At 38.6% G+C, this 20,615-nt stretch carries 18 protein-coding genes and 1 pseudogene; 17 read left to right on the forward strand and 2 right to left on the reverse strand.

The window, feature by feature from the left end; translation table 11 throughout:
- Window positions 1-36 precede the first annotated feature (36 nt).
- The 12 genes and pseudogenes from I6I93_RS04395 (at window position 37) to I6I93_RS04455 (ending at window position 13,219) form a co-directional block, all read left to right on the forward strand.
- The gene (locus I6I93_RS04395) at window positions 37-1,431 is read left to right on the forward strand and encodes an FtsK/SpoIIIE domain-containing protein (RefSeq protein ID WP_002368310.1); all 1,395 of its coding nucleotides are present in this window, start codon (window positions 37-39) and stop codon (window positions 1,429-1,431) included.
- 232 nt (window positions 1,432-1,663) lie between these two features.
- Window positions 1,664-2,812 carry a MobT family relaxase gene (gene mobT, locus I6I93_RS04405; RefSeq protein ID WP_024041623.1) on the forward strand — a complete coding sequence of 383 codons (1,149 nt, stop codon included), beginning with the start codon at window positions 1,664-1,666 and terminating at the stop codon, window positions 2,810-2,812.
- Between the two features lie 42 nt (window positions 2,813-2,854).
- Window positions 2,855-3,076 carry a hypothetical protein gene (locus tag I6I93_RS04410; RefSeq protein ID WP_001009056.1) on the forward strand — a complete coding sequence of 74 codons (222 nt, stop codon included), beginning with the start codon at window positions 2,855-2,857 and terminating at the stop codon, window positions 3,074-3,076.
- Window positions 3,077-3,192: 116 nt separating this feature from the next.
- Window positions 3,193-3,690 (forward strand): antirestriction protein ArdA, encoded by a 498-nt coding sequence (locus tag I6I93_RS04415; RefSeq protein WP_002368312.1) that lies wholly within the window; start codon window positions 3,193-3,195, stop codon window positions 3,688-3,690.
- A gap of 13 nt (window positions 3,691-3,703) precedes the next feature.
- Window positions 3,704-4,096 (forward strand): conjugal transfer protein, encoded by a 393-nt coding sequence (locus I6I93_RS04420; RefSeq protein WP_000723888.1) that lies wholly within the window; start codon window positions 3,704-3,706, stop codon window positions 4,094-4,096.
- Complete coding sequence (gene tcpF, locus I6I93_RS04425) at window positions 4,080-6,527, forward strand: conjugal transfer ATPase TcpF (RefSeq protein WP_112889591.1); 2,448 nt, start codon at window positions 4,080-4,082, stop codon at window positions 6,525-6,527. Before I6I93_RS04420 ends, tcpF begins: the two co-directional genes overlap by 17 nt.
- A gap of 2 nt (window positions 6,528-6,529) precedes the next feature.
- Window positions 6,530-8,707 carry a CD3337/EF1877 family mobilome membrane protein gene (locus I6I93_RS04430; protein ID WP_000804748.1) on the forward strand — a complete coding sequence of 726 codons (2,178 nt, stop codon included), beginning with the start codon at window positions 6,530-6,532 and terminating at the stop codon, window positions 8,705-8,707.
- A complete protein-coding gene (locus I6I93_RS04435) occupies window positions 8,704-9,705 on the forward strand; it encodes a bifunctional lytic transglycosylase/C40 family peptidase (RefSeq protein WP_000769868.1) in 1,002 nt (333 codons plus the stop codon). Before I6I93_RS04430 ends, I6I93_RS04435 begins: the two co-directional genes overlap by 4 nt.
- Window positions 9,702-10,637 (forward strand): conjugal transfer protein, encoded by a 936-nt coding sequence (locus I6I93_RS04440; RefSeq protein WP_001224320.1) that lies wholly within the window; start codon window positions 9,702-9,704, stop codon window positions 10,635-10,637. The genes I6I93_RS04435 and I6I93_RS04440 overlap by 4 nt, the downstream gene beginning before the upstream one ends.
- A gap of 313 nt (window positions 10,638-10,950) precedes the next feature.
- Window positions 10,951-10,998 (forward strand): annotated as a pseudogene (locus tag I6I93_RS09425) (hypothetical protein); the annotation flags it as partial.
- A gap of 15 nt (window positions 10,999-11,013) precedes the next feature.
- Window positions 11,014-12,933, forward strand: coding sequence for a tetracycline resistance ribosomal protection protein Tet(M) (gene tet(M), locus I6I93_RS04450; protein ID WP_000691736.1), 1,920 nt, complete (start codon window positions 11,014-11,016; stop codon window positions 12,931-12,933).
- Between the two features lie 118 nt (window positions 12,934-13,051).
- Window positions 13,052-13,219 carry a cysteine-rich KTR domain-containing protein gene (locus I6I93_RS04455; RefSeq protein WP_000336323.1) on the forward strand — a complete coding sequence of 56 codons (168 nt, stop codon included), beginning with the start codon at window positions 13,052-13,054 and terminating at the stop codon, window positions 13,217-13,219.
- 59 nt (window positions 13,220-13,278) lie between these two features.
- On the opposite strand, the gene I6I93_RS04460 is transcribed toward I6I93_RS04455, so the two are convergent.
- Entirely contained in the window at window positions 13,279-13,632 is a 354-nt protein-coding gene (locus I6I93_RS04460) for a helix-turn-helix domain-containing protein (protein ID WP_070701362.1), read from the reverse strand.
- A gap of 504 nt (window positions 13,633-14,136) precedes the next feature.
- Here I6I93_RS04460 and I6I93_RS04465 point away from each other — a divergent pair.
- From I6I93_RS04465 to I6I93_RS04485, 5 genes are all read left to right on the forward strand, one after another.
- The gene (locus tag I6I93_RS04465) at window positions 14,137-14,559 is read left to right on the forward strand and encodes a sigma-70 family RNA polymerase sigma factor (protein ID WP_000804885.1); all 423 of its coding nucleotides are present in this window, start codon (window positions 14,137-14,139) and stop codon (window positions 14,557-14,559) included.
- Window positions 14,556-14,786 (forward strand): helix-turn-helix domain-containing protein, encoded by a 231-nt coding sequence (locus tag I6I93_RS04470; protein WP_000857133.1) that lies wholly within the window; start codon window positions 14,556-14,558, stop codon window positions 14,784-14,786. The genes I6I93_RS04465 and I6I93_RS04470 overlap by 4 nt, the downstream gene beginning before the upstream one ends.
- Window positions 14,787-15,246: 460 nt before the next feature.
- Entirely contained in the window at window positions 15,247-15,450 is a 204-nt protein-coding gene (locus I6I93_RS04475) for an excisionase (RefSeq protein WP_000814511.1), read from the forward strand.
- Window positions 15,451-15,531: 81 nt separating this feature from the next.
- Window positions 15,532-16,749, forward strand: a complete 1,218-nt coding sequence (locus I6I93_RS04480) for a tyrosine-type recombinase/integrase (protein ID WP_049542880.1) — start codon at window positions 15,532-15,534, stop codon at window positions 16,747-16,749.
- A gap of 513 nt (window positions 16,750-17,262) precedes the next feature.
- Window positions 17,263-18,717, forward strand: a complete 1,455-nt coding sequence (locus I6I93_RS04485) for a carbon starvation CstA family protein (protein WP_112889592.1) — start codon at window positions 17,263-17,265, stop codon at window positions 18,715-18,717.
- 103 nt (window positions 18,718-18,820) lie between these two features.
- On the opposite strand, the gene I6I93_RS04490 is transcribed toward I6I93_RS04485, so the two are convergent.
- A complete protein-coding gene (locus I6I93_RS04490; protein WP_112889593.1) occupies window positions 18,821-20,437 on the reverse strand; it encodes an alkaline phosphatase in 1,617 nt (538 codons plus the stop codon).
- Between the last annotated feature and the right edge of the window lie 178 nt (window positions 20,438-20,615).

The raw sequence follows: 20,615 nt of genomic DNA on the forward strand, positions 1-20,615 counted from the left end.
TGCTACTTCCACTAGAGAGAAAGGAGGAAATCCCGCATGAAACAGTTTGGCATTCGTGGTAAAAGGATTCGCCCAAGTGACAAGGATTTAGTCTTTCATTTTACAGTAGCGTCCTTACTGCCAATTTTCCTGCTGGTTATCGGACTGTTTCATGTGAAGACAATCCAGCAGATTAACTGGCAGGACTTTAACCTATCACAAGTAGACAAGATTCACATTCCCTATTTAGTTATTAGTGTTAGTGTCGCAATTCTTGTCTGCTTGCTGGTGGCATTTCTATTCAAAAGATATAGATATGATACAGTAAAACAACTGTACCACCGTCAAAAGCTGGCTAAGATGGTACTTGAAAACAAGTGGTATGAATCGGAACAGGTCAAAACAGATGGCTTCTTCAAAGATTCGTCCAGTCGTACTAAGGAAAAGATAACCTACTTTCCCAAAATATTTTATCGCCTTAAAGATGGTTTAATACAGATGCGAGTGGAAATCACGCTAGGAAAATATCAAGACCAGCTCCTACACTTGGAAAAGAAATTAGAAAGCGGATTGTACTGTGAGCTGACGGATAAAGAGTTAAAAGATTCTTATGTGGAATATACCCTGCTCTATGACACCATCGCCAGTCGTATTTCTATTGATGAAGTCCAAGCCAAAGATGGCAAACTACGCTTGATGGAAAACGTATGGTGGGAATATGACAAGCTCCCTCACATGCTCATAGCTGGTGGTACAGGTGGCGGTAAAACTTACTTTATACTGACACTGATTGAAGCCTTGCTTTATACAGATTCTAAGCTCTATATTCTTGACCCAAAGAACGCCGACCTTGCCGACTTAGGCTCTGTGATGGGGAATGTCTACTACAGAAAAGAAGATATGCTCTCCTGCATTGACCGTTTCTATGATGAAATGATGGCACGAAGTGAAGCTATGAAAGAGATGGAAAACTATAAGACTGGCGAGAACTATGCCTACTTAGGACTTCCTGCAAACTTTCTTATCTTTGATGAATACGTGGCTTTCATGGAAATGCTGGGAAATAAAGAAAATACCGCAGTCTTAAACAAGCTCAAACAGATTGTCATGTTAGGTCGTCAAGCTGGCTTCTTTTTAATACTGGCTTGTCAACGTCCAGACGCAAAATATTTAGGCGACGGAATCCGTGACCAGTTTAATTTCAGAGTGGCACTTGGAAGAATGTCTGAAATGGGCTATGGCATGATGTTTGGCAGTGATGTACAAAAAGATTTCTTCTTAAAACAAATCAAAGGTCGTGGCTATGTTGATGTGGGAACAAGTGTCATATCAGAATTTTACACTCCCTTAGTACCAAAAGGTCATGACTTTTTGGAGGAAATAAAAAAACTAACCAACAGCAGACAGTCCACGCAGGCGACGTGCGAAGCGAAAGTCGCAGGTGTGGACTGATCTTGCTGGCTGGTGTGGCGATAGCCACGCCAGCACCTAACCCCCCGTATCTAACAGGGGGGTACAAATCGACAGGAAACAGTCAAAAAAATAGCAGAAAATTCTTTGGTTACAAGGAGTTTAGAAAATTTCGTGGTATGTCAAATGAGCTTCAATAGTTGACATACCTTTTTTAATTGGAGGGATTTAACTGAATGAACAAACTTTGATACAGCATTTAAAGGAAAAACGGTTGGCTTATGGGCTATCTCAAAACCGACTGGCTATTGCTACAGGCATTACAAGGCAATATCTTAGCGACATTGAAACTGGCAAGGTTAAGCCATCAGACGAGTTGCAACAATCCCTTTGGGAAACTCTGGAACGCTTCAATCCCGATGCCCCACTTGAAATGCTCTTTGACTATGTAAGGATTCGCTTTCCCACAATGGACGTACAGCATGTGGTTGAAGAAATATTGCAATTGAAACTTTCCTATTTTCTTCATGAAGACTATGGCTTTTATTCTTATTCAGAACATTATGCCTTAGGCGATATATTCGTTCTCTGCTCTCATGAGATAGACAAAGGTGTTCTGGTGGAATTAAAAGGTCGTGGGTGCAGACAATTTGAAAGCTATCTTCTAGCACAACAAAGAAGCTGGTATGAGTTCTTTATGGACGCTTTGGTGGCTGGTGGCGTGATGAAACGCCTTGACCTTGCCATCAACGATAAAACAGGGATTTTGAATATTCCCACACTGACGGAAAAATGCCTACAGGAAGAGTGTATTTCGGTGTTCCGCAGTTTCAAGAGCTATCGCAGTGGCGAACTGGTACGCAAAGATGAAAAGGAATGTATGGGAAACACGCTTTATATCGGTTCATTACAAAGCGAAGTCTATTTCTGTATCTATGAAAAGGACTATGAGCAGTACAAGAAAAATGATATTCCCATTGAAGACGCAGAGGTTAAAAACCGTTTTGAAATCCGACTAAAAAATGAGCGTGCCTATTATGCAGTACGTGATTTACTTGTCTATGATAATCCAGAGCATACAGCTTTTAAGATTATCAATCGGTATATCCGCTTTGTGGATAAGGACGATTCAAAAGCACGTTCCGATTGGAAACTCAATGAAGAATGGGCATGGTTTATTGGAAACAATCGTGAACGATTAAAGCTAACCACAAAACCAGAGCCTTACTCTTTCCAAAGGACACTAAACTGGCTATCTCATCAAGTCGCCCCGACCTTAAAGGTTGCTATTACACTTGATGAAATTAACCAGACGCAGGTTGTGAAAGACATTCTCGACCATGCGAAACTGACAGACCGACACAAGCAGATTTTAAAGCAACAGTCGGTAAAAGAACAGGACGTGATAACGACAAAAAAATAACTTAAATACAAATTCACTGCATACAGAAAGGAGAACATTTTTATGAATTTTGGACAAAACCTTTATAACTGGTTTCTATCAAATGCTCAATCACTGGTACTTTTAGCAATCGTTGTAATTGGCTTGTATCTTGGCTTCAAGCGTGAGTTTAGTAAACTGATTGGCTTTCTCATCATTGCGATTATTGCGGTGGGCTTGGTGTTCAACGCTGCTGGAGTAAAAGACATTTTATTAGAGCTATTTAATCGCATTATCGGTGCTTAAATTAAACCGTTATTTTGTGGAATATAAGTGGTTTTCTTATGTTCCGCAAAAGAATGGTACACCAAACGAAGTGCGGTAGGGATTTTTGAATCTCTACAAAGAAAGGACGTGAACACATGGACGATATGCAAGTCTATATTGCCAACTTAGGTAAATACAATGAAGGAGAATTAGTCGGTGCTTGGTTTACCTTTCCCATTGATTTTGAAGAAGTCAAAGAGAAAATCGGCTTGAATGATGAATACGAGGAATACGCCATTCACGATTATGAGTTACCCTTTACGGTTGACGAATACACTTCTATTGGCGAACTCAATCGCCTATGGGAAATGGTATCGGAGTTGCCAGAGGAACTACAATCCGAGCTATCTGCTCTGCTCACTCATTTTTCAAGTATTGAGGAACTAAGCGAACATCAAGAGGATATTATCATTCACTCGGATTGTGATGATATGGCAGATGTCGCACGTTACTACATTGAAGAAACTGGAGTATTGGGCGAAGTGCCAACCAGTCTTCAAAACTATATTGATTACGAATCCTATGGTCGTGATTTAGAAATTTCGGGAACTTTTATCACAACCAATTATGGGATTTTTGAAATCGTCTATTGAAAGGATTGATTCTATGAAGAAAATACGAAGCTATACCAGTATTTGGTCTGTTGAGAAAGTGCTGTACTCCATCAACGATTTTAGACTTCCGTTTCCCATAACCTTTACGCAAATGACATGGTTTGTCGTGTCACTCTTTGCAGTGATGATACTTGGCAACTTGCCCCCTCTTTCCATGATAGAGGGAGCATTTCTCAAATACTTTGGGATTCCTGTGGCTTTCACATGGTTTATGTCTACAAAAACTTTTGATGGTAAAAAGCCTTATGGATTTTTGAAGTCTGTCATTGCTTATGCACTGCGACCAAAGCTGACCTATGCAGGAAAAAAAGTAACGCTTGGCAGAAACCAGCCACAAGAAGCCATTACAGCAGTTAGGAGTGAATTTTATGGCATATCCAATTAAATACATTGAAAACAATCTCGTCTGGAATAAAGACGGGGAATGTTATGCTTACTATGAGCTTGTTCCTTACAATTACTCATTTCTAAGTCCAGAACAGAAAATACAAGTGCATGATTCTTTCAGACAGCTTATCGCACAAAATCGTGATGGCAAAATTCATGCTTTACAAATCAGTACAGAATCCAGCATACGTTCTGCACAAGAGCGTTCCAAAAATGAAGTCACTGGCAAGCTCAAAGCGGTTGCCTATGACAAAATCGACCAACAGACAGACGCTTTAATATCCATGATTGGCGAAAATCAAGTGAACTACCGTTTCTTTATCGGCTTTAAGTTGCTTCTCAACGATCAGGAGTTTTCTATGAAAAGTCTTACCGTTGAAGCAAAAAATGCTTTGTCTGATTTTGTCTATGATGTGAACCATAAGCTGATGGGCGATTTTGTTAGTATGAGTAATGATGAAATCCTGCGTTTTCAGAAGATGGAAAAGCTCTTAGAAAATAAAATCTCTCGTCGTTTCAAAATCCGCAGGTTAGATAAGGACGACTTCGGCTATCTGATTGAACACCTTTACGGACAGACAGACACTGCCTATGAAGAGTATGAGTACCATCTATCAAAGAAAAAGCTGGATAATGAAACGCTGATTAAATACTATGACTTGATTAAGCCTACTCGCTGTTTGGTGGAAGAAAAACAGCGATATTTGAAAATCCAGCAGGAAGATGAAACCGTCTATGTAGCTTACTTTACCATTAACAGCATTGTCGGAGAACTGGACTTCCCGTCCTCTGAAATCTTCTACTACCAGCAACAGCAATTTACATTCCCGATTGATACGTCAATGAATGTGGAAATTGTAGCGAATCGTAAAGCCCTATCTACTGTCCGCAATAAAAAGAAAGAACTGAAAGACTTGGATAACCACGCTTGGCAAAGTGATAATGAAACCAGCTCCAATGTGGCGGAAGCTCTGGAAAGTGTGAATGAGCTGGAAACCAATTTAGACCAAAGCAAGGAATCTATGTACAAGCTGTCTTATGTGGTAAGGGTATCAGCAAATGATCTTGACGAACTCAAACGTCGTTGTAATGAAGTGAAAGATTTTTATGACGATTTAAGCGTAAAACTGGTACGACCATTTGGGGATATGCTCGGCTTACATGAAGAATTTTTACCTGCCAGCAAGCGTTATATGAATGATTATATTCAATACGTGACCTCTGATTTCCTCGCTGGTTTAGGTTTTGGTGCTACTCAAATGCTGGGGGAAAATGAGGGGATTTATGTTGGCTACAGCTTAGATACTGGACGCAATGTCTATCTGAAACCTGCTCTTGCCAGTCAAGGGGTTAAGGGTTCAGTAACCAATGCGTTAGCGTCGGCTTTTGTTGGTTCGCTGGGTGGTGGTAAATCCTTTGCGAATAACCTTATCGTCTATTATGCGGTGCTTTATGGGGCACAAGCAGTGATTGTAGACCCAAAAGCAGAACGTGGCAGATGGAAAGAAACCTTGCCAGAGATTTCCCATGAAATCAATATCGTCACTCTGACTTCTGATGAGAAAAACAAAGGCTTACTTGACCCTTATGTGATTATGAAAAATCCCAAAGATTCTGAATCACTGGCTATTGATATTCTGACATTCCTTACGGGGATTTCCTCTCGTGATGGGGAACGCTTCCCAATCCTTAGAAAAGCCATTCGTGCAGTAACCAATAGTGAAGTACGAGGGTTGATGAAAGTGATTGAGGAATTACGGGTTGAGAATACGCCACTAAGTACCAGTATAGCCGACCATATCGAAAGTTTTACAGACTATGACTTTGCACATTTATTATTCAGTAATGGTTATGTGGAGCAGTCTATCAGCTTAGAAAAACAACTGAACATTATACAGGTTGCGGACTTGGTACTTCCCGACAAGGAAACTTCCTTTGAGGAATATACCACTATGGAGCTTTTATCCGTTGCTATGCTGATTGTCATTAGTACCTTTGCTTTAGACTTTATCCATACAGACCGAAGCATTTTCAAGATTGTAGATTTAGACGAAGCATGGAGCTTTTTACAGGTAGCACAAGGAAAAACACTATCTATGAAGCTGGTTCGGGCTGGTCGTGCTATGAACGCTGGGGTATATTTCGTGACCCAAAATACAGACGACCTCTTAGATGAAAAACTGAAAAATAACCTCGGCTTAAAATTTGCATTTCGTTCCACTGACCTTAACGAGATTAAAAAGACCTTAGCCTTTTTTGGTGTAGACCCAGAGGACGAAAACAATCAGAAGCGATTGCGTGATTTGGAAAACGGGCAATGCCTTATCAGTGATTTATATGGTCGTGTCGGTGTGATACAGTTCCACCCTGTATTTGAAGAACTGCTCCATGCCTTTGATACCAGACCACCTGTGCGAAAAGAGGTGTAAATGTGAAACCATCAATAGTAAACAGAATAAAATCAAACTGGACGCTGAAACGTCTAGGTAAAGTGGCAATGACAGTGGCTTTCACACTTGTGATTGCCATTTTTCTTTTAGCCATGCTGGGAACGGTGGTTCAAGCTGCGGGCTTGGTAGATGATACGGTCAATGTGGCAAATGAATACAGCCGATACCCACTTGAAAACTATCAACTGGATTTTTATGTGGATAATAGCTGGGGCTGGCTTCCGTGGAACTGGTCGGACGGGATTGGAAAACAGGTCATGTATGGACTATATGCCATTACCAATTTTATTTGGACAATCAGTTTGTATGTTTCCAATGCGACAGGTTACTTAGTACAGGAAGCCTATTCCTTAGACTTCATTTCCGCTACAGCAGATTCCATTGGTAAGAATATGCAGACCTTAGCTGGTGTGAGTGCAAACGGATTTTCAACAGAGGGTTTCTATGTTGGATTCCTCTTACTCTTGATTTTGGTTCTTGGGGTTTATGTTGCCTATACGGGACTGATAAAGAGAGAAACCACAAAGGCAATTCATGCCATTATGAATTTTGTGCTGGTGTTTATCCTATCGGCTTCCTTTATTGCCTACGCTCCCGACTACATTAAAAAAATCAATGACTTTTCATCAGACATCAGTAATGCCAGTTTATCACTTGGCACGAAGATTGTCATGCCCCATTCCGATAGTCAAGGCAAGGACAGCGTGGACTTAATCAGAGATAGCCTGTTTTCCATACAGGTTCAGCAACCGTGGCTACTGCTTCAATACAACAGTTCAGACATTGAAAGTATCGGTATTGACCGTGTGGAAAGCCTGCTCTCCACCAGCCCAGATTCCAACAATGGCGAAGACAGAGAAAAAATTGTTGCGGAAGAAATTGAAGACAGAAGCAATACCAATCTAACCATTACAAAGACCATTAACCGTTTAGGTACAGTCTTCTTCCTATTTGTCTTCAATATTGGGATTTCCATATTTGTATTCCTATTAACAGGAATCATGATTTTCTCGCAGGTACTTTTTATCATCTATGCTATGTTTCTGCCTGTGAGCTTTATTTTAAGCATGATTCCATCATTTGATGGTATGTCAAAACGAGCCATAACAAAGCTCTTTAATACCATTTTGACACGAGCTGGAATCACATTGATTATTACGACAGCATTTAGTATTTCAACCATGCTCTATACCTTATCGGCTGGTTATCCGTTCTTTTTGATTGCTTTTCTACAGATTGTGACCTTTGCAGGAATCTACTTCAAGCTGGGCGATTTAATGAGTATGTTTTCTCTACAGAGTAACGATTCTCAAAGTGTGGGAAGTCGTGTGATGAGAAAACCTCGTATGCTTATGCACGCTCACATGCACCGTCTACAGCGGAAACTTGGACGTTCCATGACTACTCTAGGGGCTGGGTCTGCCATTGTTACAGGTAAAAAAGGACAGTCGGGTTCGGGGAGTTCTGCAAGGACACAAGCAGATCACTCCCGACCAGACGGAAAGGAAAAATCAACACTTGGAAAACGTATCGGTCAAACCATCGGTACAGTAGCTGATACCAAAGACAGAATGGTAGACACTGCTAGTGGTTTGAAAGAACAGGTTAAAGATTTGCCGACCAATGCAAGATATGCAGTATATCAAGGAAAATCCAAAGTAAAAGAGAATGTCCGTGATTTAACCAGTAGTATTTCTCAAACCAAAGCGGACAGAGCCAGTGGACGCAAGGAACAGCAGGAACAAAGGCGAAAAACCATTGCGAAGCGTCGCTCTGAAATGGAACAGGTCAAACAGAAAAAACAGCCTGCTTCTTCTGTTCATGAAAGACCGACTACAAGACAAGAACAATATCATGATGAACAGACCTCAAAACAGTCTAATATTCAGACTTCATATAAGGAATCTCAACAAGCCAAACAAGAGCGTCCAGCAGTTAAGTCCGATTTTTCAAGTCCAAAAGTGGAACGCCAAGGCAATACCGTTCAAGAAAAAACCGTTCAAAAGCCAGCAACTTCAACCACTACAGCAGATAGAACTTCACAACGTCCAATCACAAAAGAACGTCCGTCTACTGTTCAAAGAGTACCACTACAAAATACAAGAAGTAGACCACCAATCAAAACCGCCACCATTAAGAAAGTCGGTAAGAAACCATGAAGTTGAAAACTTTAGTGATTGGTGGTTCTGGATTATTCTTGATGGTCTTCTCACTGCTTCTGTTTGTTGCCATTTTATTTTCAGATGAACAGGACAGCGGAATTTCCAATATTCATTATGGAGGTGTGAATGTTTCCGCAGAAGTGCTGGCTCATAAGCCTATGGTAGAAAAATATGCCAAAGAATATGGCGTTGAAGAATATGTCAACATACTTCTTGCGATTATACAGGTGGAATCGGGCGGTACTGCGGAAGATGTTATGCAGTCCTCGGAATCCCTCGGTCTTCCACCTAATTCATTGAGTACAGAAGAATCCATTAAGCAAGGTGTGAAGTATTTCAGTGAATTATTAGCCAGTAGCGAAAGGCTCAGTGTAGATTTAGAATCGGTTATCCAGTCCTACAATTATGGTGGTGGTTTCTTAGGGTATGTGGCTAATCGTGGAAATAAATATACCTTTGAACTGGCTCAAAGTTTCTCAAAAGAGTATTCAGGTGGCGAAAAAGTGTCTTACCCCAATCCCATAGCCATACCTATCAATGGGGGCTGGCGATACAACTATGGCAATATGTTTTATGTGCAACTGGTAACGCAGTATCTTGTCACAACAGAGTTTGATGATGATACGGTACAAGCCATCATGGACGAAGCACTGAAATATGAGGGCTGGCGATACGTTTACGGTGGAGCTTCCCCGACTACTTCTTTTGATTGTAGCGGACTGACACAATGGACGTATGGAAAAGCTGGAATTAACTTACCACGAACCGCACAACAGCAATATGATGTGACCCAGCATATCCCACTATCGGAAGCACAAGCTGGCGATTTGGTTTTCTTTCATTCTACCTATAACGCTGGCTCTTATATTACTCATGTTGGGATATACCTTGGCAATAACCGTATGTTTCATGCAGGCGACCCAATCGGTTATGCCGACTTAACAAGCCCCTACTGGCAACAGCATTTAGTGGGAGCAGGACGAATCAAACAATGAGAAAGGAAGATTTAATGATGAAATTTAGAAAAAATCAGAATAAAGAAAAACAGATACCAAAGGAAAAGAAACCTCGTGTCTACTATAAGGTCAATCCTCATAAAAAGGTTGTGATTGCCTTGTGGGTACTTTTAGGGCTTAGTTTCAGCTTTGCGATATTCAAGCACTTTACAGCTATAGATACTCATACTATTCACGAAACAACTATCATAGAAAAGGAATACGTTGATACTCATCATGTAGAAAATTTTGTAGAGAACTTTGCGAAAGTCTACTATTCATGGGAGCAATCCGATAAGTCCATTGATAATCGAATGGAAAGTCTAAAAGGCTATCTGACAGATGAACTTCAAGCTCTCAATGTTGATACAGTACGCAAAGATATTCCTGTATCGTCTTCTGTAAGAGGATTTCAGATATGGACGGTAGAGCCAACTGGCGACAATGAGTTTAATGTAACCTACAGTGTAGACCAGCTCATTACAGAGGGAGAAAATACAAAGACCGTCCACTCTGCTTATATAGTGAGTGTCTATGTAGATGGTTCTGGAAATATGGTACTGGTTAAGAATCCGACCATTACCAACATACCTAAGAAATCAAGTTATAAACCAAAAGCCATTGAAAGTGAGGGGACGGTTGATTCCATTACAACCAATGAAATCAATGAGTTTTTAACGACGTTCTTCAAGCTCTATCCTACAGCGACAGCCAGTGAACTTTCCTACTATGTGAATGACGGGATATTAAAACCAATCGGAAAAGAGTACATCTTTCAAGAACTGGTAAATCCTATTCACAATCGTAAGGATAATCAAGTCACGGTATCGCTGACAGTGGAGTATATCGACCAGCAGACCAAAGCAACGCAGGTATCTCAATTTGATTTGGTACTTGAAAAGAACGGGAGTAATTGGAAGATTATAGAATAACAAATATTGGTACATTATTACAGCTATTTTGTAATCACGTACTCTCTTTGATAAAAAATTGGAGATTCCTTTACAAATATGCTCTTACGTGCTATTATTTAAGTATCTATTTAAAAGGAGTTAATAAATATGCGACAAGGTATTCTTAAATAAACTGTCAATTTGATAGTGGGAACAAATAATTGGATGTCCTTTTTTAGGAGGGCTTAGTTTTTTGTACCCAGTTTAAGAATACCTTTATCATGTGATTCTAAAGTATCCAGAGAATATCTGTATGCTTTGTATACCTATGGTTATGCATAAAAATCCCAGTGATAAAAGTATTTATCACTGGGATTTTTATGCCCTTTTGGGTTTTTGAATGGAGGAAAATCACATGAAAATTATTAATATTGGAGTTTTAGCTCATGTTGATGCAGGAAAAACTACCTTAACAGAAAGCTTATTATATAACAGTGGAGCGATTACAGAATTAGGAAGCGTGGACAAAGGTACAACGAGGACGGATAATACGCTTTTAGAACGTCAGAGAGGAATTACAATTCAGACAGGAATAACCTCTTTTCAGTGGGAAAATACGAAGGTGAACATCATAGACACGCCAGGACATATGGATTTCTTAGCAGAAGTATATCGTTCATTATCAGTTTTAGATGGGGCAATTCTACTGATTTCTGCAAAAGATGGCGTACAAGCACAAACTCGTATATTATTTCATGCACTTAGGAAAATGGGGATTCCCACAATCTTTTTTATCAATAAGATTGACCAAAATGGAATTGATTTATCAACGGTTTATCAGGATATTAAAGAGAAACTTTCTGCCGAAATTGTAATCAAACAGAAGGTAGAACTGTATCCTAATATGTGTGTGACGAACTTTACCGAATCTGAACAATGGGATACGGTAATAGAGGGAAACGATGACCTTTTAGAGAAATATATGTCCGGTAAATCATTAGAAGCATTGGAACTCGAACAAGAGGAAAGCATAAGATTTCAGAATTGTTCTCTGTTCCCTCTTTATCATGGAAGTGCAAAAAGTAATATAGGGATTGATAACCTTATAGAAGTTATTACTAATAAATTTTATTCATCAACACATCGAGGTCCGTCTGAACTTTGCGGAAATGTTTTCAAAATTGAATATACAAAAAAAAGACAACGTCTTGCATATATACGCCTTTATAGTGGAGTACTACATTTACGAGATTCGGTTAGAGTATCAGAAAAAGAAAAAATAAAAGTTACAGAAATGTATACTTCAATAAATGGTGAATTATGTAAGATTGATAGAGCTTATTCTGGAGAAATTGTTATTTTGCAAAATGAGTTTTTGAAGTTAAATAGTGTTCTTGGAGATACAAAACTATTGCCACAGAGAAAAAAGATTGAAAATCCGCACCCTCTACTACAAACAACTGTTGAACCGAGTAAACCTGAACAGAGAGAAATGTTGCTTGATGCCCTTTTGGAAATCTCAGATAGTGATCCGCTTCTACGATATTACGTGGATTCTACGACACATGAAATTATACTTTCTTTCTTAGGGAAAGTACAAATGGAAGTGATTAGTGCACTGTTGCAAGAAAAGTATCATGTGGAGATAGAACTAAAAGAGCCTACAGTCATTTATATGGAGAGACCGTTAAAAAATGCAGAATATACCATTCACATCGAAGTGCCGCCAAATCCTTTCTGGGCTTCCATTGGTTTATCTGTATCACCGCTTCCGTTGGGAAGTGGAATGCAGTATGAGAGCTCGGTTTCTCTTGGATACTTAAATCAATCATTTCAAAATGCAGTTATGGAAGGGATACGCTATGGTTGCGAACAAGGATTATATGGTTGGAATGTGACGGACTGTAAAATCTGTTTTAAGTATGGCTTATACTATAGCCCTGTTAGTACCCCAGCAGATTTTCGGATGCTTGCTCCTATTGTATTGGAACAAGTCTTAAAAAAAGCTGGAACAGAATTGTTAGAGCCATATCTTAGTTTTAAAATTTATGCGCCACAGGAATATCTTTCACGAGCATACAACGATGCTCCTAAATATTGTGCGAACATCGTAGACACTCAATTGAAAAATAATGAGGTCATTCTTAGTGGAGAAATCCCTGCTCGGTGTATTCAAGAATATCGTAGTGATTTAACTTTCTTTACAAATGGACGTAGTGTTTGTTTAACAGAGTTAAAAGGGTACCATGTTACTACCGGTGAACCTGTTTGCCAGCCCCGTCGTCCAAATAGTCGGATAGATAAAGTACGATATATGTTCAATAAAATAACTTAGTGTATTTTATGTTGTTATATAAATATGGTTTCTTGTTAAATAAGATGAAATATTTTTTAATAAAGATTTGAATTAAAGTGTAAAGGAGGAGATAGTTATTATAAACTACAAGTGGATATTGTGTCCTGTATGTGGAAATAAAACACGATTAAAGATAAGGGAAGATACTGAATTAAAAAAATTCCCCCTCTATTGTCCGAAATGCAGACAAGAAAATTTAATTGAAATAAAGCAGTTCAAAGTAACTGTGATTACAGAGCCAGACGCAAAGACGCAGAGCCGATAAAATGAGATTAATACAATCTCATTTTATCGGCTCTTTCCGTTATGTATGGATTCTTTTAATTAGTCTTCGATGTTTCTTGCTTCGTTGATACCGCTGGCTAAAGATTCCATTAAGGATAGTTCTTTGTCTGTAAAGCTATCCATGTATTTCTCTATCTGTAATCGTCGGGTGCTTTTTACCAAGTTATTAGCAGGTAAGAAAAATTCATCAACGGACACATCAAGTAACGATACAAGGTCATAAAGAACTTGTATGCTGGGGTGTTGCCCTTTATTTTCAATATTAGTTAAGTACCGTGGGTCAATTTCAATCAATGCTCCCACTTGTTCACGAGTTAAACCTCGTTTCAATCGAGCTTCTTTAATGGCTAAACCAAAGGCTCTAAAATCATATTTATCTTCTTTTTTACGCATAGTAGACCACCTCTATACATTTTATTGTTCCTACTGAATTAAAAACAGGTATAGAAAAACGTGTTATATGGTTTATAGGTTTATATTTAATAAAAAGCACTACTAAACGCCAATAAAAAAAACCGTTATATGGTAGTGCTATTTACGCTGTTAAAATATTGTATATTACTTCCAAATGGCGGTTTGTTGGAGGTCAACGTCGCCATGAAGTACATCATATACAATAAATTTCCTTACATTGGGTTCTTGTCAAAAAAAGTCGTCTATCTGCAATAGATAAGTACGTCCACCAATGTGGTTTTATAAATCATATAGATAGAATAACAGAAGCATGTAAACAGAGAAATAAATCTGTTTATATGCTTTTTTGGCTATTCAGAACTTTTTTACAAAGTTTATTTATCAGTAATGCAACAAATCCCCCTTTCACATTGGGACTAAGAGTGAAAGGAGATAAACGAGCAAGGCTCACTTCCTTTCCTAGACAGAAAGGGGGTGAGAAACATGAAACCATCTTCTTTTCAGACCACAATAGAAAATCAGTTTGACTATATCTGTAAACGTGCTATGGAAGACGAGCGAAAGAATTATATGCTTTATCTTTCAAGGATTGCAAAGCGTGAGGTGTCCTTTTCGGATGTTGGCGATTATCTTGTTAGCCAGTTTGCGACAACAGATAACTATTCAACTGACTTTCAGATTTTTACACTCAATGGGTTATCAGTAGGCGTTGAAAATGATTTGTTGAGTGAAGCATTACGTGAGTTGCCAGACAAGAAACGTGAAATTCTACTGCTGTTTTACTTTATGGACATGAGCGATTCAGAAATTGCAGACCTGTTGAAATTGAACCGTTCTACTGTCTATCGGCATAGAACCAGTGGACTAGCCTTAATTAAAAAGTTTATGGAGGAATTTGAAGAATGAAAACACAATATCCTATGATTCCCTTTCCTCTCATTGTAAAGGCAACAGATGGCGATACCGAAGCGATTAACCAGATTCTACATCATTACAGAGGGTACATAACGAAGCGTTCCCTACGACTTATGAAAGATGAATATGGCAATCAAAGTATGGTCGTTGATGAAGTCTTACGTGGAAGAATGGAAACCAGACTGATTACAAAGATTTTGTCATTTGAAATTAAGTAATATCCTCTCTCCTTTCGTGGAAGCGTGCTAAACCATTCCACGCTTCCCGAACAGGGAGGTTTGTTATTCCACCAAAGCATATTGAGCTTTCAATGTGTTTTGATAGGCTAACGAGCCATTGTTCTTTGAAAACTGAATAAAAGTAATCGAATACGTTTCGATAAGAAAAGAGCCAACGGAACTAACCGCCATGACCTATCTTATAAAGATAGCGAGCGATTCATGTTAGTGATCCGAGAAGCAATCTTTAGCAGGATTGCCTGCAACGACATTCTTATCGTGATAATGATACTCCCATACAGTCAATAGTCCGAGCGTGATAAAACCGTCGCAGGCAATGAGTATGGCTACATGAGAACCATGCAGGGGTGGAACTCCCGTGAGCTTTGCTAAAGCTGTTCGATTGCTGGTAAAACAACTTTTATGAAATCCAAATAAGTGATTTGGAAAGGAGGATTTTATGAAGCAGACTGACATTCCTATTTGGGAACGTTATACCCTAACCATTGAAGAAGCGTCAAAATATTTTCGTATTGGCGAAAACAAGCTACGACGCTTGGCAGAGGAAAATAAAAATGCAAATTGGCTGATTATGAATGGCAATCGTATTCAGATTAAACGAAAACAATTTGAAAAAATTATAGATACATTGGACGCAATCTAGCGTCGCCAAAGGGTCTTGTATATGATAAAATAGTATTAAGTCGTATCAAGGCTCTTTCCATAAAGGAAAGGAGCAAATGCCATGTCAGAAAAAAGACGTGACAATAAAGGTCGAATCTTAAAGACTGGAGAGAGCCAACGAAAAGACGGAAGATACTTATACAAATATATAGATTCATTTGGAGAACCGCAATTTGTTTACTCGTGGAAACTTGTGGCTACAGACCGAGTACCAGCAGGAAAGCGTGATTGTATCTCACTTAGAGAGAAAATCGCAGAGTTACAGAAAGACATTCATGATGGTATTGATGTTGTAGGAAAGAAAATGACACTCTGCCAGCTTTACGCAAAACAGAACGCTCAAAGACCAAAGGTTAGAAAAAACACTGAAACTGGACGCAAATATCTTATGGATATTTTGAAGAAAGACAAGTTAGGTGTAAGAAGTATTGACAGTATTAAGCCATCAGACGCTAAAGAATGGGCGATTAGAATGAGTGAAGATGGATATGCTTATCAAACCATCAATAACTATAAGCGTTCTTTAAGGGCTTCATTCTATATTGCGATTGAAGACGATTGTGTTCGGAAGAATCCCTTTGACTTCCAGCTAAATACCGTCATTGATGATGATACTGTTCCTAAAGTCGCATTGACAACGGAGCAGGAAGAAAAGCTGTTATCCTTTGCGAAAGCTGATAAGACCTACAGCAAGAATTATGATGAAATCCTGATACTCTTAAAAACGGGTCTTCGTATTTCAGAGTTTGGCGGTCTGACACTTCCAGATTTGGATTTTGAAAATCGTCTTGTCAAGGTAGACCATCAGTTACTACGAGATACTGAAAATGGATACTACATTGAAACTCCCAAGACTAAAAGTGGCGAACGACAAGTTCCTATGGTTGAAGAAGCCTATCAAGCGTTTCAGCGAGTGCTGGCGAATCGGAAGAACCGTAAATGTGTTGTGATTGATGGTTATAGTAATTTCCTTTTTCTCAATGGGAAAGACTATCCTAAAGTGGCAAGTGATTACAATGGTATGTTGAAAAACCTTGTCAAGAAATACAATAAATATCATGAGGATAAGCTACCCCATATCACTCCACACATTTTGCGTCATACGTTCTGCACTAACTATGCAAATGCAGGAATGAACCCAAAAGCATTGCAGTACATTATGGGGCATGCGAATATAAACATGACGCTGAACTATTACGCACATGCTACATTCGATTCTGCTATGGCAGAGATGAACCGCTTGGAAAAAAAGAAACAGCAGGAACGTCTTGTTGCTTAGTAGTACAGATGAATTTACTACTAATTTACCACTTCTGACAGTCAATTCATGAGGAAATATATAAGGAAACGTGAAGTATCTTCCAACAGTAAAAATGCTCGAAGCCCTTTAGAATAAGGATTTGCGAGCATTTAATGAGATTTAAAAGGATAATTAGAAATCTATGTTTTGTTTACTTATAAAAACTATTGGTCTAAAATAATTTTAAAACTTCTGAGATTCCTGCTTTTTAATCAAGAATAAAGACCGATGGCAAAATAAAATCTTATTAAAAGCCTGACTTAATAAAATTAAATCCATTTTCATCATTTTTATAAGTTTTGTAGACTTTAACTTTCGATTATTTATCTTTAGGTCCAATATAGTGGACCTTTTTTTAATTTCGTAAAAGTTTTTCATATTTTTTTCTCAACTAAGGCTCAATAAGTCCATGTCAAACATCAACTTTCTTGTAATTGAGCCAGTCTTAGCCTATAATCTTATAGGAAATAATAAAAGTAAGGGGAGGAATTTATGTTACTATTTATTATCGGAATTATTATTTTATTTGTTGGAGGTTTTTTCTACTCAAAATATGTAGAAAAGCAACTTCAACCAGACGATAGACCTACTCCAGCAGTATCAAAAGCTGACGGAGTTGACTATGTAGTGATGAGCGAAAAGAAGAACTGGCTTATCAACCTACTTAACATTGCAGGAACTGGCCCTATACTTGGACCTATCCAAGGTATTTTATTTGGACCCATTGCCTTCTTGGCAATCCCATTAGGTTGTGTCTTCGCAGGTGCAGTCCACGATTACATGACAGGCTTCATCTCTATGAGAAATGGCGGGTCTCAAGTGCCAAAACTTGTTGGTAAGTATATTGGCGACGGCGTTCGTAAATTTTATAATATCGTTATTGCCATCCTACTTCTCTTAACTGGTGTAGTTTTCGTTTACACACCTGGAGACTTAATTGCCAACGACGTCTTAAAGGTTGGTGTAGATTCTAATGTTATTTGGATTATCTACGCAGTGATCTTTGCCTACTACATCCTTTCAACTGTACTTCCTATTGACAAGCTAATTGGAAGAATATATCCACTATTTGGTGCCTTCTTAATTATCTCTGCCATTGGAGTATTTATTGGAATCTTTGTTAAGGGTTCTGGAGACCTTTCTTTTGCAAATTACGGTCTACTTGCAGAACACCCACTTGGTCAAAGATTTATCCCATCCTTCTTTATAACAGTTGCATGTGGTATCCTATCAGGATTCCACGGTTCACAAGTTACTCTTGTGTCAAGAACTGTTAAGTCAGAAGCAGAAGCTAAGACAACTTTCTACTCAACTATGATTGCAGAAGGTTTTATCGCAATGGTTTGGGCAGCTGGTGCCATGGTAATCTTCTCAACAGGAAGAGCTCCACTTGATACAGCTGGAACCCTAATGGTTGGAGAAATTTCAAAATACTTTATGGGAGACATTGGAGGATTACTTGCAGTTCTTGGAGTAATAGCACTACCTATCACTTCTGGTGACACTGCCTTTAGGTCTCTAAGACTAATAATCTCTGAAGAATTAAACATTGACCAAAGATCTGGCGCAAAGAGAGCTGGTCTTGCAGCAGTTTTATTTATACCTGCAATAGCAATCCTCTTCTTCGCTAAGTCAAACCCAAATGGATTTAACATGCTTTGGAGATACTTTGGATTCACAAACCAATTTGTAGCAATCTTTGCCCTAGCAGTTGCCACAATTTATCTAATCAACACTAACAAAAATTATTTAATAACTTTGATACCAGGAATCTTCTACACATTTATAGTTTTCGCATTTATTATAAGTGAGAAAAAACTTGGACTTCGCTTGCCATTTACTATTGCCTATCCAGCAGCTGGAGTCCTAGCTATTGCTTACGCAATCTTTGTTGTTAAGACTGGTAAGAAGAATAAAACTAGAATTGAAACTACAAATCTAGAATAAATTTAATTTAAAATCAAATGTTAAAGACCTGCAGAAATTAAAACTGCAGGTCTTTTTTTTGAGGATTTATTTTTATTATTTTATGAATAAGAATTTAAGAAATTTATTTTACAAGATCAAAGGCTGTTTGTGGAACATATACAGCTCTTGTGGAATAAATTGTAAGTCCACCAAGTTCAACTTTTTCACCATTTTTTATAGCGTAGTTCTTTGAAACAGGGAAGATAATCTTATCAGATCCCTTAGTAACTATAGCTTCATAATCATTTGGTCCCTTTACCTTAAATTCAACCTTGGCTCCCTTTTCTTCAAAGCCTCTTCTTATAGGTTGGTAAAGTTCTTCTGTCAACTTATCAAGATCAATGTCAAGGACATCTTCCACGTATCTTCCAATTTCATAATTGTGAACTGTTCCAATTAGTCTCTTAGCATCCTTGGTAGTTGAGTAAGAATAAAGTCCTACATCTCCACCAACGTGACCTCCAGTTGTCCAAGCAATGTGACTTCTTGCTGAGATAACTCTTCCCATTGCTGAACCTGTGTCCTTTTCAGTCTTAATAAGATTTAACTCTTCTTCTGTAAGGTTCTTTATGCCAAAGTGCTTTTCCATTACTTCTCCCACATTGGACTTGTCTTCCTTCACTTCTTCAGCAGCCTTTGTCACAGAAATTTTTGCAGATGAAATTATTTTTGTAAATTCATCAAGAGGAGCCTTGTCATAACCCTTGGAAATGTTTCTGTGACCAAAAGTTATCCCACCAGTTCCATGGTCAGCAGCAATTAAAATTACTGTGTCCCCCTTTTCATCAGCAAAGTCTTTTGCAACTTTTACTGCATCATCAAAGGCTTTGATTTCGTGTATAAGAGCTACTGGGTCATTGGCATGAGCAGCCCAGTCAACTTCAGAACCTTCAACCATTAGGAAAAATCCCTTGTCATTTGTTGATAAAACTTCTAGAGCCTTGTCAGTCATTTCTGCAAGTGAAGGTTTGGTAGTCTTGTCCCTATCTATTTCATAAGGGAAGGACTTGTCTTCAAAAAGTCCCCAAAGTTTGTTGCCCTTTGATCCTTCTAGACCTTCCTTAGTAGTCACATAATCGTAACCCCTTGTCTTTATTTCAGAAATAAGATCTTCCTTGTCCTTTCTAGTTTCTTTACTTAAATAAGTGCTACCAGCACCTAGGACAAGGTCCATGTCTTGGTAAACTTGTTGTTCGCCAAGGTCTTCATAGTTATTTCTGTCAGGATTGTGGGCAGAAAAGTCAGCTGGAGTTGCGTGTTGGATATTTGATGTGGACACAATACCAGTGGATCTTCCACTTCTCTTTGCACCTTCAAGGACGTTGGCTATGGGTTGTTTAGCCCTTTCCTTGTCAAAGTTAGAAAATCCTGGCATGCCGTCTTTAGATGGATAAGAACCAACAAAAGGAGATTCTGTCTTTATGCCAGTTGCCATGGCTGTTGCTGCTGGAGCAGAGTCGGCCATAGGTGTGTTGGCGTTGTTAGTCCTAACAAGGCCTGTTGCCATGTCGTCCATTACAAACTTCTTGTCCTTAGTCATCCATCTTGCAGTTGTAAGTGCTTCTACACTCATCCCATCTGGTATCATCACAATTACATTTTTTGCACTACCAAAATCTTTCTCTTGGGCAAATACAAGAGAAGGCGCCAAAGTCACTAGGGCAAGTGAAATTGACAAAGCTTTTTTTAATTTGTTCATACTTTCCTCCTAAGATTTATTACTTATAATCTAACAGAGGATTGTAAATGAAATATAAATAGTAAGTAAAAAATTTTTTAATTTTTTTAAAGCAAGAGGTCTTTAATTTTATTTGGAGAATATTTTCTAGATTCTATTTTAAAAGGACAAGAAAAAAGGACGCCTAAGCGCCCTCACA

It is taken from the genome of Peptoniphilus harei, from assembly GCF_016726485.1.
Lineage (GTDB): Bacteria > Bacillota > Clostridia > Tissierellales > Peptoniphilaceae > Peptoniphilus_A > Peptoniphilus_A harei.

Excerpts from the sequence above, each read along its gene's own strand:
- I6I93_RS04395 (WP_002368310.1), top strand. The coding sequence starts at position 37 with ATGAAACAGTTTGGCATTCGTGGTAAAAGGATTCGCCCAAGTGACAAG.
- I6I93_RS04410 (WP_001009056.1), top strand. The coding sequence starts at position 2,855 with ATGAATTTTGGACAAAACCTTTATAACTGGTTTCTATCAAATGCTCAA.
- I6I93_RS04415 (WP_002368312.1), top strand. The coding sequence starts at position 3,193 with ATGGACGATATGCAAGTCTATATTGCCAACTTAGGTAAATACAATGAA.
- I6I93_RS04420 (WP_000723888.1), top strand. The coding sequence starts at position 3,704 with ATGAAGAAAATACGAAGCTATACCAGTATTTGGTCTGTTGAGAAAGTG.
- tcpF (WP_112889591.1), top strand. The coding sequence starts at position 4,080 with ATGGCATATCCAATTAAATACATTGAAAACAATCTCGTCTGGAATAAA.
- I6I93_RS04435 (WP_000769868.1), top strand. The coding sequence starts at position 8,704 with ATGAAGTTGAAAACTTTAGTGATTGGTGGTTCTGGATTATTCTTGATG.
- I6I93_RS04440 (WP_001224320.1), top strand. The coding sequence starts at position 9,702 with ATGAGAAAGGAAGATTTAATGATGAAATTTAGAAAAAATCAGAATAAA.
- I6I93_RS04460 (WP_070701362.1), bottom strand. The coding sequence starts at position 13,632 with ATGCGTAAAAAAGAAGATAAATATGATTTTAGAGCCTTTGGTTTAGCC.
- I6I93_RS04465 (WP_000804885.1), top strand. The coding sequence starts at position 14,137 with ATGAAACCATCTTCTTTTCAGACCACAATAGAAAATCAGTTTGACTAT.
- I6I93_RS04470 (WP_000857133.1), top strand. The coding sequence starts at position 14,556 with ATGAAAACACAATATCCTATGATTCCCTTTCCTCTCATTGTAAAGGCA.
- I6I93_RS04475 (WP_000814511.1), top strand. The coding sequence starts at position 15,247 with ATGAAGCAGACTGACATTCCTATTTGGGAACGTTATACCCTAACCATT.
- I6I93_RS04480 (WP_049542880.1), top strand. The coding sequence starts at position 15,532 with ATGTCAGAAAAAAGACGTGACAATAAAGGTCGAATCTTAAAGACTGGA.
- I6I93_RS04485 (WP_112889592.1), top strand. The coding sequence starts at position 17,263 with ATGTTACTATTTATTATCGGAATTATTATTTTATTTGTTGGAGGTTTT.
- I6I93_RS04490 (WP_112889593.1), bottom strand. The coding sequence starts at position 20,437 with ATGAACAAATTAAAAAAAGCTTTGTCAATTTCACTTGCCCTAGTGACT.